Annotated in this window: 12 protein-coding genes and 1 pseudogene; 8 read left to right on the top strand and 5 right to left on the bottom strand. The window is 72.6% G+C overall.

The window, feature by feature from the left end; all coding sequences use genetic code 11:
* Positions 1 to 66 precede the first annotated feature (66 nt).
* The 3 genes from SCWH03_RS05625 (at position 67) to SCWH03_RS05615 (ending at position 4064) form a co-directional block, all read left to right on the top strand.
* Positions 67 to 1980, top strand: coding sequence for a glycoside hydrolase family 13 protein (locus SCWH03_RS05625; protein ID WP_254076584.1), 1914 nt, complete (start codon positions 67 to 69; stop codon positions 1978 to 1980).
* A gap of 25 nt (positions 1981 to 2005) precedes the next feature.
* Complete coding sequence (locus tag SCWH03_RS05620) at positions 2006 to 3037, top strand: LacI family DNA-binding transcriptional regulator (protein WP_173262802.1); 1032 nt, start codon at positions 2006 to 2008, stop codon at positions 3035 to 3037.
* 163 nt (positions 3038 to 3200) lie between these two features.
* The gene (locus SCWH03_RS05615; RefSeq protein WP_173262799.1) at positions 3201 to 4064 is read left to right on the top strand and encodes a phosphatase PAP2 family protein; all 864 of its coding nucleotides are present in this window, start codon (positions 3201 to 3203) and stop codon (positions 4062 to 4064) included.
* Between the two features lie 159 nt (positions 4065 to 4223).
* Here the strand turns inward: SCWH03_RS05615 and SCWH03_RS05610 are convergent, their stop codons facing one another.
* Positions 4224 to 7217 carry a bifunctional [glutamine synthetase] adenylyltransferase/[glutamine synthetase]-adenylyl-L-tyrosine phosphorylase gene (locus tag SCWH03_RS05610; protein WP_173262796.1) on the bottom strand — a complete coding sequence of 998 codons (2994 nt, stop codon included), beginning with the start codon at positions 7215 to 7217 and terminating at the stop codon, positions 4224 to 4226.
* Between the two features lie 435 nt (positions 7218 to 7652).
* Complete coding sequence (glnA2, locus tag SCWH03_RS05605) at positions 7653 to 9014, bottom strand: gamma-glutamylpolyamine synthetase GlnA2 (RefSeq protein ID WP_173262793.1); 1362 nt, start codon at positions 9012 to 9014, stop codon at positions 7653 to 7655.
* A 141-nt stretch (positions 9015 to 9155) separates the two neighbouring features.
* Between glnA2 and SCWH03_RS05600 the strand changes: the two genes are divergently transcribed.
* The 4 genes from SCWH03_RS05600 (at position 9156) to SCWH03_RS05585 (ending at position 12757) form a co-directional block, all read left to right on the top strand.
* Positions 9156 to 9605, top strand: coding sequence for a hypothetical protein (locus SCWH03_RS05600; protein ID WP_173262790.1), 450 nt, complete (start codon positions 9156 to 9158; stop codon positions 9603 to 9605).
* Between the two features lie 409 nt (positions 9606 to 10014).
* Positions 10015 to 10689 (top strand): thioredoxin-like domain-containing protein, encoded by a 675-nt coding sequence (locus SCWH03_RS05595; protein ID WP_173262787.1) that lies wholly within the window; start codon positions 10015 to 10017, stop codon positions 10687 to 10689.
* Positions 10686 to 11522 carry a DUF305 domain-containing protein gene (locus tag SCWH03_RS05590; protein ID WP_173262784.1) on the top strand — a complete coding sequence of 279 codons (837 nt, stop codon included), beginning with the start codon at positions 10686 to 10688 and terminating at the stop codon, positions 11520 to 11522. Before SCWH03_RS05595 ends, SCWH03_RS05590 begins: the two co-directional genes overlap by 4 nt.
* A gap of 143 nt (positions 11523 to 11665) precedes the next feature.
* Positions 11666 to 12757, top strand: coding sequence for a hypothetical protein (locus SCWH03_RS05585; protein ID WP_173262781.1), 1092 nt, complete (start codon positions 11666 to 11668; stop codon positions 12755 to 12757).
* On the opposite strand, the gene SCWH03_RS05580 is transcribed toward SCWH03_RS05585, so the two are convergent.
* The 3 genes and pseudogenes from SCWH03_RS05580 to SCWH03_RS05575 all read right to left on the bottom strand — a co-directional run bounded on the left by SCWH03_RS05580 (position 12726) and on the right by SCWH03_RS05575 (position 13377).
* Positions 12726 to 13046: a hypothetical protein gene (locus SCWH03_RS05580; protein WP_173262777.1), complete on the bottom strand. Its 321-nt coding sequence runs from the start codon at positions 13044 to 13046 to the stop codon at positions 12726 to 12728. The genes SCWH03_RS05585 and SCWH03_RS05580 overlap by 32 nt on opposite strands.
* Before the next feature lie 25 nt (positions 13047 to 13071).
* Positions 13072 to 13128 (bottom strand): annotated as a pseudogene (locus tag SCWH03_RS29820) (hypothetical protein); the annotation flags it as partial.
* A gap of 15 nt (positions 13129 to 13143) precedes the next feature.
* On the bottom strand, positions 13144 to 13377 hold the full coding sequence (locus SCWH03_RS05575) for a hypothetical protein (RefSeq protein WP_173262774.1): 234 nt from the start codon (positions 13375 to 13377) through the stop codon (positions 13144 to 13146).
* A gap of 489 nt (positions 13378 to 13866) precedes the next feature.
* Here SCWH03_RS05575 and SCWH03_RS05570 point away from each other — a divergent pair, with 489 nt between their 5' ends.
* Positions 13867 to 14286, top strand: coding sequence for a CBS domain-containing protein (locus SCWH03_RS05570; RefSeq protein WP_173262771.1), 420 nt, complete (start codon positions 13867 to 13869; stop codon positions 14284 to 14286).
* Positions 14287 to 14414: the final 128 nt, after the last annotated feature.

The following is a 14414-nucleotide window of genomic DNA, read 5'->3' as shown; positions in this document are numbered from 1 at the left end:
CGGAGACAGGCAGCCGTCGGCCGGAAGACCCGGAACGTCCCGAAACAGGCATCCGAAGGAGCGTCCATGACCCAGGAGCTCGGCACCACCGCCACGCAGCGGATCACCCCGGACGCACCTCATGCCCCGGACACCGCGGACACCATGGCTGCGCCCGTCGCACCGATCGCCCCGGCCGCAGCCGCAGCCCCGGTGCCACCGGCCGCTCGGACCGCCTCGGTACCGCAAGCCGCGCAGACCTCACAGACCTCACAGACCGCTTCGGCTTCACGAACCGCTCCGGTCGCGCAGAGCTCACAAGCCACTGAGCCCCCTCAGACGACTCACCCCGACCAGGTCCCCCAGGTCCCCCAGGTCCCCCAGGCGACTCAGGCCGCTCCCGTCCCAGGGGCGAAGCGATCCGGGCGGCCCGGGGACTGGTGGCGGGACGCCGTGATCTACCAGGTGTACGTACGCTCCTTCGCCGACGCCGACGGCGACGGCGTCGGCGATCTGCGCGGCATCCGCGACCGGCTGCCCCACCTCGCGGGACTCGGCGTGGACGCGGTGTGGCTGACTCCGTTCTACGCCTCGCCCCAGGCGGACGGCGGTTACGACGTCTCCGACTACCGTGCCGTCGACCCGCTCTTCGGCACCCTCGAGGACGCCGGAGACCTGGTCGCCGAGGCACACCGCCTGGGGCTCCGGGTGATCGTCGACATCGTCCCCAACCACACCTCCGACCGGCACGCCTGGTTCCGCTCCGCCCTGGCGGGCGGCCCGGAGCGGGCGCTGTACCACTTCCGGCCCGGCAGGGGCGAGCATGGCGAACTGCCGCCGAACGACTGGGAGTCGGTGTTCGGCGGACCCGCCTGGACCCGGGCCGCGGACTCCGACGGCGCCCCCGGGCAGTGGTATCTGCACCTCTTCGCGCCCGAACAGCCGGACCTGAACTGGGAGCACCCCGCCGTGCGCGAGGAGTTCGACGCGGTCCTGCGCTTCTGGCTGGACCTCGGGGTGGACGGCTTCCGCATCGACGTCGCCCACGGCATGGTCAAGGCCGAGGGACTGCCCGACATCGGCGTACGCGAACAGGCCAGGATGATCGGCGCGCAGGTGCTGCCCTTCTTCGACCAGGACGGCGTCCACGAGATCCACCGCTCCTGGCGGCGGCTGCTCGACGGCTACGGCGGAGAGCGCATCGGCGTGGCCGAGGCCTGGGCGCCCAGCCCGGAGCGGCTCGCGCTGTACGTACGCCCCGACGAACTGCACCAGGCGTTCAACTTCCAGTTCCTGCGCTGCCCCTGGGACCCGGAGCGGATGCGGGAGGTCGTCGAGGCGTCGCTGGCGGCGACCGCGTCCGTCGGCGCGCCCACCACCTGGGTGCTGTCCAACCACGACGTGCCCCGGCACACCACACGCTACGGCGGCGGGCCGGTGGGCCTTCGCCGGGCCCGGGCCGCGGCGCTGCTGATGCTGGCGCTGCCCGGGTCGGTGTACGTCTACCAGGGCGAGGAGCTGGGCCTGCCCGAGGTCCTCGACCTGCCGGACGAGGTGCGCCAGGACCCGTCGTTCTTCCGCGCGGAGGGCCAGGACGGCTTCCGCGACGGCTGCCGGGTGCCGATCCCCTGGACCCGTTCGGGCCCGTCCTACGGCTTCGGCAGCGGCGGCAGCTGGCTCCCGCAGCCCGCGGAGTGGGCCGGCCTGAGCGTGGAGGCGCAGACCGGGGTGCCGGGTTCCACCCTGGAGCTGTACCGGGCCGCGATCGCGCTGCGGCGCGAGCACCCGGCTCTCGGCGCCGGTGCGGGTGTCACCTGGCTCGACGCCCCCGACGGGGTGCTGGCCTTCGCCCGCGGCGGATTCGTCTGCACGACGAACACGCGCGGCACGGACGTCAGGCTCCCCGTGCCCGGGAGCCGCCTGCTGTCCTCCGCGCCGCTCGGGATCAGCGGCGGGACGGTCGCGCTGCCCGCCGACTCGACCGTCTGGTGGGCAATCTGAGGTGCGAACGGTACAGTCCAGTCCCATGACCGCACGCCTCGCCGACATCGCAGCCCAGGCGGGGGTCAGCGAGGCGACGGTCAGCCGGGTGCTGAACGGCAAGCCGGGTGTCGCCTCGACCACCCGCGAATCCGTGCTCGCCGCACTCGACGTCCTCGGCTACGAACGCCCCGTGAAGCTGCGGCGACGCAGCGCCGGGCTCGTCGGACTGATCACGCCCGAGCTGGAGAACCCCATCTTCCCCGCCCTGGCCCAGGTCATCGGGCAGGCACTGACCCGCCAGGGCTACACCCCCGTGCTGGCCACCCAGACGCCCGGCGGCTCCACCGAGGACGAACTCACCGAGATGCTGGTGGACCGGGGCGTCTCGGGCATCATCTTCGTCTCGGGACTCCACGCCGACACCACCGCCGACATGCAGCGCTACGAGAAGCTGCGCGCCCAGGGCGTCCCCTTCGTCCTCGTCGACGGCTTCTCCCCGCAGGTGCGGGCGCCCTTCATCTCCCCCGACGACCGGGCGGCGATGCAGCTGGCCGTGACCCATCTCGTCTCCCTGGGCCACACCCGGATCGGGCTGGCGCTCGGCCCGCGCCGGTTCGTGCCGGTACTGCGGAAGATAGAGGGCTTCGTCAGGGCGGTGGGCGACCAGCTCGGCCTGGACGAGCAGCACATCGAGTCCGAGCTGGTCCAGCACTCCCTCTACACCCTGGAGGGCGGCCAGGCCGCCGCGTCCGCACTGATGGACCGGGGCTGCACGGCCGTGGTGTGCGCCAGCGACATGATGGCGCTGGGCGCGATCCGGGCCGCACGGCAGCGGGGGCTGGAGGTGCCCGACGACGTCTCGGTCGTCGGATTCGACGACTCCCCCCTCATCGCCTTCACCGACCCGCCGCTGACGACCGTCCGCAAGCCCGTTCCCGCGATGGGGCAGGCCGCGGTCCGGACCCTGCTCGAGGAGATCGGCGGAACTCCGGCGCCGCACAGCGAGTTCGTGTTCATGCCGGAGCTGGTCGTCCGGGGCTCGACCGCCGCGGGCCCTCTGCACGCTTCGCCCTGATCCGTCCCGCCGGGCCCGCACACCCCCGCACCGGACTCCCGAATTCCGCACCGTGCCCGGGAGATGCGGGGGCTCCGGCTCGTCCTCAGGAGGGACCGGGCCCCTGGGAACCAGCCTGAGGGATGATCGGACCGCTCGCACCCGTCTGGCAGACTCTCCTCCCATGGGTGAAGCGACCGTGAAGTCCCCGGGAGACCGGACCGCGCCCCCGTCACCCATGGTGACCGCGGACGGCCCGGCCCCGGAGCGGAGCAGACTGCGCGAGTGGCGGTCGGTGCGCCGGCCGCGCATCTGGTTCGAGATCCTCCTCATCGCGGTCAGCTACTGGACGTACTCCCTGGTCCGCAACGCCGTCCCCGAGCAGAAGGCCCAGGCCCTGCGGAACGCCGACTGGATCTGGGAAACCGAGCAGGCCCTCGGCATCGCCGTGGAGCAGACGGTCAACCACGCCGCCAACTCGGTGACGTGGCTGATCGTGACGATGAACTACTACTACGCCACGCTGCACTTCCTGGTGACCATCGGCATACTGGTGTGGCTCTACCGCGGGCACCCCGGCCGCTACGCACCCGCCCGGCTGGTCCTCTTCGCCACCACCGGCGTGGCGCTCGTCGGCTACTACCTCTACCCGCTCGCGCCGCCGCGGCTGATGAACGGCCAGGACTTCATCGACACGGTGCTGGTGCACCACACCTGGGGATCCATGGCCTCGGGCGATCTGAAGCACATGTCCAACCAGTACGCGGCCATGCCGTCGATGCACATCGGCTGGTCGCTGTGGTGCGGACTGACCGTCTTCGCGCTGGCGACGGCCCCCTGGGCCAGGATCCTGGGGCTGCTGTACCCGACGCTCACCCTCGTGGTGATCGTGGCGACCGCCAACCACTTCTGGCTGGACGCCGTCGGCGGACTGCTCTGCCTAGGCTTCGGCTACGGCCTGTCCTCCGTCTGGTACGGAGCCCTGCCGCACCGGCTGCCGCGGCATGTGCCGGACGGGGGCCGCGGCGGCCCGGTGCTCATGGCGTAGACGAACGCCGCGCCGCCCGCGCCGCCCGCGCGGCTCCCGGCTTCCGGCTCCCGGCTGCTTCCGGGCCGATCCCTGCCGTCTCGCGGCGGCGGGCAGGCGCCCGCGCCTTCGGCCCCGTCGAGGCCGCAAGGCACCGCCCGCCACCGCGGGCCGCGTCGGCTACGCCCCGTAGAACAGCCGCTCCACCACCGCGCGGGCGCGCCGCGTCGCCCGGCGGTACCCGTCGACCATCTCGCCCACATGCCCCTGCTCGTAGCCCAGATAGCGGCCCACCGCGGCCAGTTCCTTCGCGTCGGAGGGGAAGGTGTCGCCCGCGCGGCCCCGCACCAGCATGACGCCGTTGCGGACCCGTGTCGCCAGCACCCAGGCGTCGTCCAGGATCTCGGCGTCCTCCGGCGACAGCAGGCCCGCGTCCCGGGCGGCGGCGAGCGCCGTACGGGTGCGCGTGGTGCGCAGCGCCGGCTCGGCCCGGCCGTGGCGCATCTGCAGCAACTGCACCGTCCACTCCACGTCGCTGAGCCCTCCGCGCCCCAGCTTGGCGTGCAGGGTCGGGTCGGCGCCGCGCGGCAACCGCTCCGTCTCCATCCGCGCCTTGAGCCGGCGGATCTCCCGTGCCTCTTCCTCGCCCAGGCCCTCGGCCGGGTAGCGCAGCGGGTCGACGAGTGCGACGAATCGGGCGCCCAGCTCCTCGTCCCCCGCCATCGGCTCGGCGCGCAGCAGGGCCTGGCTCTCCCAGACCAGCGACCAGCGCCGGTAGTAGGCCGCGTAGGAAGCCAGGGTGCGCACCAGCGGCCCGTTGCGGCCCTCGGGGCGCAGATCGGCGTCGATCAGCAGCGGCGGGTCGGAGCTCGGGAGCTGCAGCAGCCGCCGCATCTCCGCCACGACGATGCCGGCCGCCCGGGCGGCCTCGTGCGCGTCGGCGCCCTCGCGGGGCTCGTGGACGAACAGCACATCGGCGTCGGAACCGTACGACAGCTCGTGTCCGCCGAAGCGCCCCATGCCGATGACCGCGAACCGGGTGGGGAGTTCGTCCCCCCAGCGCTCGCGGACGACGGCGCGCAGCGCACCGGCGATCGTGGCCGCGTTGAGGTCGGTGACGGCCTCGCCCACCCGGTCGACGAGCGTGCCCGGGTCGTGCTCTGCCGGGTTCTCCTCGGTGCCGTACGAGCCGATCAGGTCCGCCGCCGCCGTACGGAACAGCTCCCGCCGCCGCACCGCGCGGGCCGAGGCCACCCCCGCCTCCGCGCCGTCCGCGCGCCCCGCCGCCGCGAGCACCTCCTGCTCCAGATGGTCGCGGCCGCGCGGCCTCAGCCCTCCGGGATCGCCGAGCAGCGCCACCGCCTCGGGGGCCCGCAGCAGCAGGTCGGGGGCGAGCCGGCCGGCGGACAGCACCCGGGCGAGGTTCTCCGCGGCCGCGCCCTCGTCCCGCAGCAGCCGCAGGTACCAGGGCGTCTTGCCGAGCGCGTCCGACACCCGGCGGAAGCCCAGCAGGCCCGCGTCCGGGTCGGCGGAGTCCGCGAACCAGCCCAGCAGCACCGGCAGCAGCGTCCGCTGGATCGCCGCCTTGCGCGAGACCCCGGACGACAGCGCCTCCAGATGCCGCAGGGCTGCGGCCGGATCGGCGTAGCCGAGCGCCTCCAGGCGCTGCCGTGCCGCCTGGGTGCTGAGCCTGGTCTCCCCCGGCGCGAGCTGCGCGACCGCGTCCAGCAGGGGCCGGTAGAAGAGCTTCTCGTGCAGCCGGCGTACGACGGATCCGTGCCGCCGCCACTCCTTGTCGAGTTCGGCCACCGGGTCGGCGCGCAGCCCCAGGGAACGCCCGAGGCGCCGCAGGTCCTCCTCGCCCTCCGGGACCAGGTGCGTACGGCGCAGCCGGTACAGCTGGATGCGGTGCTCCATCGAGCGCAGGAAGCGGTACGCCTCGCCGAGCTGCGCCGCGTCCGCCCGGCCCACGTAACCGCCCGCCGCGAGCTGGCCGAGCGCCTCCAGGGTCGAGCCGCTGCGCAGTGCGGGGTCGGTGCGGCCGTGCACCAACTGCAGGAGCTGTACGGCGAACTCGACGTCCCGTAGCCCGCCCGGCCCCAGCTTCAGCTCGCGGTCCAAGTGCGCGGCGGGGATGTTGTCGACGACGCGGCGGCGCATCTTCTGCACGTCCGGCACGAAGTTCTCCCGCTCGGCCGCCTGCCAGACCAGCGGCGACACCGCGTCGATGTAGTCGGCGCCGAGTTCCGGGTCGCCTGCCACCGGCCGCGCCTTGAGCAGCGCCTGGAACTCCCACGTCTTCGCCCAGCGCTGGTAGTAGGCGAGATGGCTGGAGAGGGTCCGCACCAGCGGCCCGTTGCGGCCCTCCGGCCGCAGATTGGCGTCGACGGGCCAGATGGCGCCCTCCACGGTGGTCTCCGAGCAGATCCGCATCAGGTGCGAGGCGAGCCGGGTCGCGGCCTTCAGGGCGGTGGCCTCGTCCACGGCATCGGACGCCGGCTCCCCGACGAATATCACGTCGACATCGGAGACGTAGTTCAGCTCGTGGCCGCCGCACTTGCCCATGGCGATCACCGCGAGGCGGCAGGCGGCGGCGTCCTCGGGTGCATCGGTACGGGCGATCGCGAGGGCCCCGCGCAGCGTCGCCGTCGCCAGGTCGGCCAGCTCGGCCGCGGTCTGCGCCACGTCGGTGGTGCCGCACACGTCGCGGGCGGCGAGCGACAGCAGACAGCGGCGGTAGGCGACGCGCAGCGACACCGGGTCGGTCGCCTCGGCGAGTCCCCGTTCGAAGTCGTCCACCCCGGGGTGCAGATCGGAGGCCTCGTACATCACCAGCGCCTGCCAGTCCTGCGGGTGCCGGGCCAGATGGTCGCCGAGCGCGTCGGACGCGCCGAGCACCCCGAGCAGCCGGTCGCGCAGCGGCTTCGCGGAGATCAGCGTGTCGAGCAGCATCTGCCGTTCGTCCGGCTGCTGCGCCTCGACCAGCCGCACGATCCCGCGCAGGGCCAGGTCGGGGTCGGCGGTGGCGCCGAGGGCGTCGAGGAGGACGGAGTCGGTGCGCACGGGCGCCATCTCCGGCAGGTCCAGGAGCCGCTCGGCCGCGGCGGGGTGGGTGAAACCGTGCCGCAGCAGACGGGTGAAGGTACTGCTTCTGCGCCCCGGCACCGATGCCATCCCGCCGCCTCCGATCAAGGTCCGGATCCGGGTCCGAGCGTAGTCGCAGGGGCAGGGGGGACGCTCCCCGGAGTGCGTCGGCTCGCGGCGGGGCCGTGATGTCCGCGGTGCGCCGCGCAGACAGGGCGGGCAGCGCGGGCCAGGGCGGGCAGCGCGGGCCAGGGCGGTGCAGACCGCGTTCCCGGTTCCTGGGATCTCCGGCGGCTCCCGGCGGCCGCCGTCCGGCTCCGCCCCTCCCGTCAGCCTCCCCGTGCCGTCGCCGGGCTCCCCGCTGCCGTCGTGTCCGGACGGCGTGCGCCCCCGGGCGGCTCGCTCATGCCCGTATGCCCTATGCCCTATGCCCTATGCCCTATGCCGACGAGTCTGCGTGCCTGCGCCCGCCTGCCTGCCCGCGCCTGCGTGTCGCGCCGGCGGAGCCCCCGCGCCGAACGACCCCTACAGCACCGGCAGGTTCTTCCGCAGCTCGAAGGCGGTGACCTCGGATCGGTACTCCTCCCACTCCTGCTTCTTGTTGCGGAGGAAGAAGTCGAAGACATGCTCACCGAGCGTCTCCGCGACCAGTTCGCTGCGCTCCATCAGCATGATCGCCTCGCCGAGGTTCTGCGGGAGGGGCTCGATGCCCATCGCGCGGCGCTCGGCGTCCGACAGCGCCCAGACGTCGTCGTCGGCGCCGGCCGGCAGTTCGTATCCCTCCTCGATGCCCCGCAGACCGGCGGCGAGCAGGACCGCGTAGGCGAGGTAGGGATTGGCGCCGGCGTCGAGGGAGCGGACCTCGATGCGGGAGGAGCCGGTCTTGCCCGGCTTGTACATCGGGACGCGGATCAGGGCCGAGCGGTTGTTGTGGCCCCAGCAGATGTACGAGGGGGCCTCACCGCCGGAGCCGGCGGTGCGGGCCGAGCCGCCCCAGATGCGCTTGTAGGAGTTGACCCACTGGTTGGTGACGGCCGAGATCTCGGCGGCGTGCCGGAGCAGGCCGGCGATGAAGGAACGTCCCACTTTGGACAGCTGGTACTCCGCGCCGGACTCGTAGAACGCGTTCCGGTCCCCCTCGAACAGGGAGAGGTGGGTGTGCATGCCGGAGCCGGGGTGCTCGGAGAAGGGCTTCGGCATGAACGTCGCCTGGACTCCCTGCTCCAGCGCGACCTGCTTCATGACCAGGCGGAACGTCATGATGTTGTCCGCGGTGGACAGCGCGTCCGCGTACCGCAGGTCGATCTCCTGCTGGCCCGGCGCGCCCTCGTGGTGACTGAACTCCACCGAGATGCCCATGGACTCCAGCATCGTGATGGCCTGGCGGCGGAAGTCCATGCCCACGTTCTGCGGGGTGTGGTCGAAGTAGCCCGAGTTGTCCGCGGGCGTCGGGCGGGAGCCGTCCAGCGGCCGGTCCTTCAGCAGGAAGAACTCGATCTCGGGGTGGGTGTAGAACGTGAACCCCAGATCCGAGGTCTTGGCCAGGATCCGCTTGAGGACGAAGCGCGGGTCGGCGTAGGACGGTGAGCCGTCGGGCATGAGGATGTCGCAGAACATCCGCGCCGTGCCCGGAGCCTCCGCACGCCACGGCAGGATCTGGAAGGTGCCCGGGTCCGGCTTCGCGATCATGTCCGACTCGTAGACACGCGCGAAGCCCTCGATCGCGGAACCGTCGAAGCCGATGCCTTCATCGAAGGCCTGTTCGAGTTCGGCGGGCGCCACCGCGACCGATTTCAGGAAGCCGAGCACATCGGTGAACCACAGGCGCACGAACCGGATGTCGCGCTCCTCGAGCGTGCGGAGCACGAATTCCTGCTGCTTGTCCATAGCCACATCCTTGCAGTTCAGACGGCCTGTGCACCACCGCCAGGGCGTAGAGAGGAGCTTCAGTATCACGACCCGGGGTTTCGCCCAGATTACGCACCCCGTATGACATGGAGCACGCACCCGCCGTTACCATCTGCCCCCATGGGGGGCATACGCAGCGCCCGCACCGGGCACATGGCACGTCCCACGGCTCTGCTGAGCGCCGTGGCGACGCTCCTCGCCGCGCTCTTCCTCTGCCTGGGACAGGCCGGCACGGACCCCGGACCGGCCAGCGAGCACGCCGCCCACCGGGCCGGGGCCGGGTTCGCGGCCTCCTCGCCCCACTCCGGCGGACACACCGCCGAAACCACCCGGACGGGGGCGCCGGCCGACTCGGCCACCCTGTACAGCTGTCCGTACGACCGCGGCGGCTGCGGGATCTCTCCGCACCCCGGACCCGCCGTGCTCACCGCCCCCACCCAGGACGCCCCTCCGGCCGGGACCGCGCTCCCGCGCGGCTCGGCCGCGGACCGCGTCACGGACGGCCCGCCGCGCACCGGTGCGCTCCCCCGCGCCCCGGACCTGCACGCCCTTCAGGTGCTGCGGACATAGGGCGTGCTGCGGGAGTTCCGCCCGGCCCGCGACGCGTGCACTCCCCCGGGGCCCTTCGGGCGCGGGAGGTGCCCGGCACCGCGTCGCCTGACTCATCCGGATGCATCCGGGTGCGTCCGGGTGCGTCCGGTACGAGGCTGCTGCTCCGTCTCGCGATCCCCCGCACCGGACGCCGCAGATTCCCGCCCCACCGCAGGTCCCGCCCGGCCGGCGGGCACGGAGCCGCCCTCACGACACGCCCTGGGCGTGCGCCGGGAGTTCCTCCCGGCCCCGCGGGCCACGGGAGCCGCCCGGCTTCTTCCCCGGCCCGCGGAAGAACCGTTCCGGTGCCGTCCGTACCGCCCCGGCACCCGGCGCGGCGAGCACGTGCACACATCGCACCCCCGACGCAGAAGAAGGACGAAGCAGAATGTCGAACAAGGCACACAAGACGAACAAGACCGGCAACACGAACAGCACGAACGACCGCCGCGCCCGTATAGAGGAGATGCGCCGCGCCGAACGGGCCCGCGACCGCCGCAACCGCATCATCACCCTCTCGCTGAGCACGGTCCTGGTGGCGGGGCTCGTCGGCTTCGGCGCCTATGTGCTGAACGAGAAGTCCGAGGACAAGGCGCAGGCCGAGGCCGCAGCCAAGGCCCCGATCAAGAACGAGAAGTCCTGGGACGCCGAGGAGCTCGGGCGCAACCACGTCACCGCGGCGGTCACCTACCCCATGAAGCCGCCGGTCGGCGGGGACCACCACCAGGCGTGGATGAACTGCGACCGCAACGTCTACGACAAGCCGATCCCCGAGGTGAACGCGGTGCACTCGCTGGAGCACGGCGCCGTCTGGGTCACGTACAGCGACAAGGCCCCGGCCACCGAGGTGCAGAAGCTCAAGGACAAGGTCGGCAGGACCTCGTACTCGATGATGAGCCCGGTGGACGACCAGCCCGGGGCCATCATGCTCAGCGCCTGGGGCAAGCAGGTGACGGTCGACAGCGCGGACGACCCGCGGGTGGACCAGTTCTTCGCCAGGTATGTGCAGGGTCCGCAGACGCCCGAGCCGGGTGCCGCGTGCACGGGCGGGCTGAGCGCGTGACGCTCACTCTGACGCGTACGCACTGGTTCTCGATCGCGGCGGTGGTGCTGGCGCTGCTGTTCGCGGGCGCCGCGACGGTCGCGTCCGCCGGGGGCGACGGGCACTCCGCCGGGCAGGGGGGCGGGGCGGGCACGCCGGCCGTCCCCGCGGGGGATTCGGCCGACGCGGGCTTCGCCCGCGACATGGCGGTCCACCACCAGCAGGCAGTGGAGATGTCCTTCATCGTCCGGGACCGCACCGGGGACGAGGAGGTGCGGCGGCTCGCCTACGACATCGCCAACACCCAGGCCAACCAGCGCGGCATGATGCTGGGGTGGCTGGACCTGTGGGGGCTGCCGAAGGTGGACCCCGGGTCGGAGCCGATGGCCTGGATGGAGCGGGCCCACGGGAAGGGCGGTCATACGGCCGGCGACGGTGGAGACGGCGGCCGCAGTGGCGGCAGCGGTCACGGTGGCACCGGCCATAGCGAGGGCTCGCCCGGAAGCGGCGAGGGGAGCCACGCGCCCGGGAACGGCGACGAGGACGCCACCGCCGGCTCGGACGGGCAGCGGCCCGGCACCGGGGCGCTGATGCCGGGCATGGCCACCCAGGCAGAGCTGGACCTGCTGGCCGAAGCGGACGGCGAAGCGGCCGAGGTGCTGTTCCTGCAGCTGATGACCGACCACCACAAGGGCGGCGTCGACATGGCGGAGGGCTGCGCGGAGCTGTGCACCGTGCCTCAGGAGAAGGCTCTGGCGCAGGGCATGGTCGACGCCCAGCAGTCCGAGATCGACCTGATGGCGGACCTCCTGAGGAATCGGGGGGCGGCACCCCGGTCCTGGCCGCCTGCCTGACCGGCCGGTCGGGCAGGCCGCGCGAGCCGGGAAGGACGGGCCGTACGCGCGCCGGGAACGGGACGCGGCCTGGCAGGGCGGGCGCCGGCAGCCCCGGCGCGCAGAGCCGCGAAGATGTCCCCCACAGATGCAATGAAGGACTGGTGAGCCACCCCATGCCGTACCTCACGACACGCAAGCACCCACCACGGCCGGCCCGTCCCGCCCGCATGGCGCTCCTCCTGGCCGCACTCGGTACGACGGCCGCGCTGACCACGGCCTGCTCCGGACCGGGCGGGGTGGACCTGGGCGACGACTGGAAGGGCGCCTCGACCTTCGCCCTCGCCGAAGTCAACGGCCTGGTGACGGTCGTCGGAATCAACCCGGACAAGCCCGGGGCGCAGAGCCTGGCCGTCGTACCCCAGCAGGCCGACGACGACGATGCGGTCAGCCCGCACATCGTCCACCTCGCCGACGGCCGCTGGCTGGTGACCGTCCCCCGCAAGGACGGCAAGCCGGACCGCCGATACGAGATCAACCGCACCGACCACACCCTGGACGGCATGACCGGCGATGAACGGCTGCGCCGGACACTACCCGGCAAGACCCTGGTCGCCGAGGTCGCGGGGCTGCCCGACGGCAAGTCGGCAAACGGTACCGCCGAATCCAGCGTGCTGGTCAAGGACCCGACCGACTGGACCACCACACGCGAACTGAAGGTCCCCGGCACCATCGGCTTCGCGGCCTCTGATCCCGCCTCGGACGCGCTCTGCCTGGGCAGCGGCTCCGACAACGCCACCAAGGTGTCCGTGGCGAACCTGGCCGACGGCAACGTCACCTCTGTACCCGTTCCGGCGGGTCTGGCCGTCAAGGCCCTCGCCTGCCCCGCCGGCCACCCGGTCATCGCCGGTTCCCCGGCCTCCGGCACGTCCGGCGACGTCAAGGTCTCCCTCACCCGTGGCGCCGCCGCGACGGTGGTCTCGGTGAACAGCGGCAGGGTCGACGCCATCGCGGCCACGGACTCGTCGATCGTGATCGCAGCCGCCCAGGGCGGCAACACCGAACTGGTCGAGGTCGACGCCGCCAGCGGCGAGGAACTCCACCGCGCCCGCATCAAGGGCCTTGCCGCGTCGCTGAACGTCACCCGCACCGCGTCGGGCTGGCTCGTCTACGACGAGAACACCGTTACACGGGTGAACCCGGCCACGGGCAAGACGACGCAGTTCAAACTCCCGGGAACCCTGCTGGACTCCTGACAGGGATCACGGCTCCCACGTCGTAGACGGGGTAGCCCAAGCCCAGCACGCCACAGCTGAGCCGCGGTTCGCCGCGGCTCAGCCCGTCCCGCCGCAGACCACCCCGTACTACCGCGCCCAGCCGTGCCTCGGGCGGCAGGGCGAGCCGGGCCCGGCGGGCGAGCTTGGCAGCGCGGTTGCGTTCGTTCTCCTCCCGCCGCTGGGCCTTGAGCGCCTTCTTCGCCGCGGCCTCCTGCTGCTGCCGTCCCCGGACCTGCTGGACGTCGCCGGGCGTGGGCGTCCCCGTCACCAGCCTCTCCCTGCAGACCGACCGACTTGAGCATGTTCAACAGCAGGTCGGTGTTGTCGACCGCGTTCTGAAGCGCCTCGTGGGCCGCCTGGCCAACTCATACCCGGGGGCTATCGACGCCGCTCATCCGGCGTCCGACGAAGCCGACAACCCCGCCCCCACCCTCACTCGGTACGTCTCCGTGCGCCCGCTCCACATGCTCGTCCCGCACGTCGGTGACGGCCTCGTACCAGTCATCGAAAGCACCGCCGGCCTCAGCCTCGTGCTCCACCAGATCCGCGTCCACCAGCGCGTAGCCGATGCGCGTGGGACGGTCTTTCCGCAGGGTCATACCGAGTCCGACGACCAGCCGGCAGAAACGTTCGCCAGGCCCCTCAGCGCTTCAAGATCATCCCGTGGCGGCCTCGGGCTCACCTCGGCTGCACACGAAACCGTGGCGGGCCGGGAGAGGAATGTGCACACGCCCCCACGCGCCGCCTGCCGTCAGTCCGCGACAGATCAGGGGCCGATGCGCGTCCCCCGCGAGGATGCGGGGCCCTCCCGGAAGCCGGTCGCCCCGTCGGGCGCTGCCACGGCGTCGGCGGTAAGGTCGAAGACGGCTTCCTCGGCGCCCGCGGGGACCGCCCGCCGGGACCGCCCCCCGGGCTCGCAGCGGCGCTGCCCGCCCATGGTGCGTCGGAGGAGTCCCCGCGGTCCCGGCCGGGGAGATCCCGGCCCGCGGCGCCGGTCGACCGCCTGCCGATCCTCCCCATCCGCGCGGGACGGCGGGCGTGACATCGGGTGACAACGGACTGAGCCACGCCCAGGAGGTACGAACCCCATGACCACCGCCAAGGACATCATGCATTCCGGGGCCCAGTGGATCCCGGCACACCAAACTCTCGACCGTGCCGCGCAGTTGATGCGCGAGCTGAAAGTGGGCGCGCTGCCCATAGCCGACGCCGACGAACGGCTGTGCGGGATTCTGACCGACCGGGACATCGTGATCGGCTGTGTGGCCATGGGCCACGACCCGTCGAAGGTCACAGCGGGCGACATGGCCCGGGGAACCCCGCGGTGGATCGAATCCGGCGCTGACGTGGGCGCCGTCCTGCACGAGATGCAGGAGCACCAGATCCGCCGGCTTCCGGTCATCGAGGACAAGCGACTCGTGGGCATGATCAGCGAGTCCGATCTGGCACAGCACCTGTCGGAGGACCAGCTCGCCCAGTGGGTCGAGCAGGTGTACGCACGGAGCTGACGAATCGTCAGTTCAGCGGCGCGCACAGGCGGGAACCCCGCAAGCCGCTCTCCGTGTGCGGGCTCACGGCATGTGCCCCTGGGCCACGTGCCGCCACGCGGCATGCGCCAAGCCCCCGTGTGCGCACC

This window comes from Streptomyces pacificus, from assembly GCF_011766325.1.
In the GTDB taxonomy this organism is placed as follows: domain Bacteria; phylum Actinomycetota; class Actinomycetes; order Streptomycetales; family Streptomycetaceae; genus Streptomyces; species Streptomyces pacificus.
This window is presented reverse-complemented; position numbering and strand designations above follow the sequence as displayed.

Bases quoted from the DNA above. Each gene is read 5' to 3' on its own strand.
- SCWH03_RS05625 (WP_254076584.1), top strand. From the start codon at position 67: ATGACCCAGGAGCTCGGCACCACCGCCACGCAGCGGATCACCCCGGAC.
- SCWH03_RS05610 (WP_173262796.1), bottom strand. From the start codon at position 7,217: ATGGCATCGGTGCCGGGGCGCAGAAGCAGTACCTTCACCCGTCTGCTG.
- SCWH03_RS05600 (WP_173262790.1), top strand. From the start codon at position 9,156: ATGGGGGGCATACGCAGCGCCCGCACCGGGCACATGGCACGTCCCACG.
- SCWH03_RS05575 (WP_173262774.1), bottom strand. From the start codon at position 13,377: ATGACCCTGCGGAAAGACCGTCCCACGCGCATCGGCTACGCGCTGGTG.
- SCWH03_RS05570 (WP_173262771.1), top strand. From the start codon at position 13,867: ATGACCACCGCCAAGGACATCATGCATTCCGGGGCCCAGTGGATCCCG.
- SCWH03_RS05615 (WP_173262799.1), top strand. From the start codon at position 3,201: ATGGGTGAAGCGACCGTGAAGTCCCCGGGAGACCGGACCGCGCCCCCG.
- SCWH03_RS05620 (WP_173262802.1), top strand. From the start codon at position 2,006: ATGACCGCACGCCTCGCCGACATCGCAGCCCAGGCGGGGGTCAGCGAG.
- glnA2 (WP_173262793.1), bottom strand. From the start codon at position 9,014: ATGGACAAGCAGCAGGAATTCGTGCTCCGCACGCTCGAGGAGCGCGAC.
- SCWH03_RS05595 (WP_173262787.1), top strand. From the start codon at position 10,015: ATGTCGAACAAGGCACACAAGACGAACAAGACCGGCAACACGAACAGC.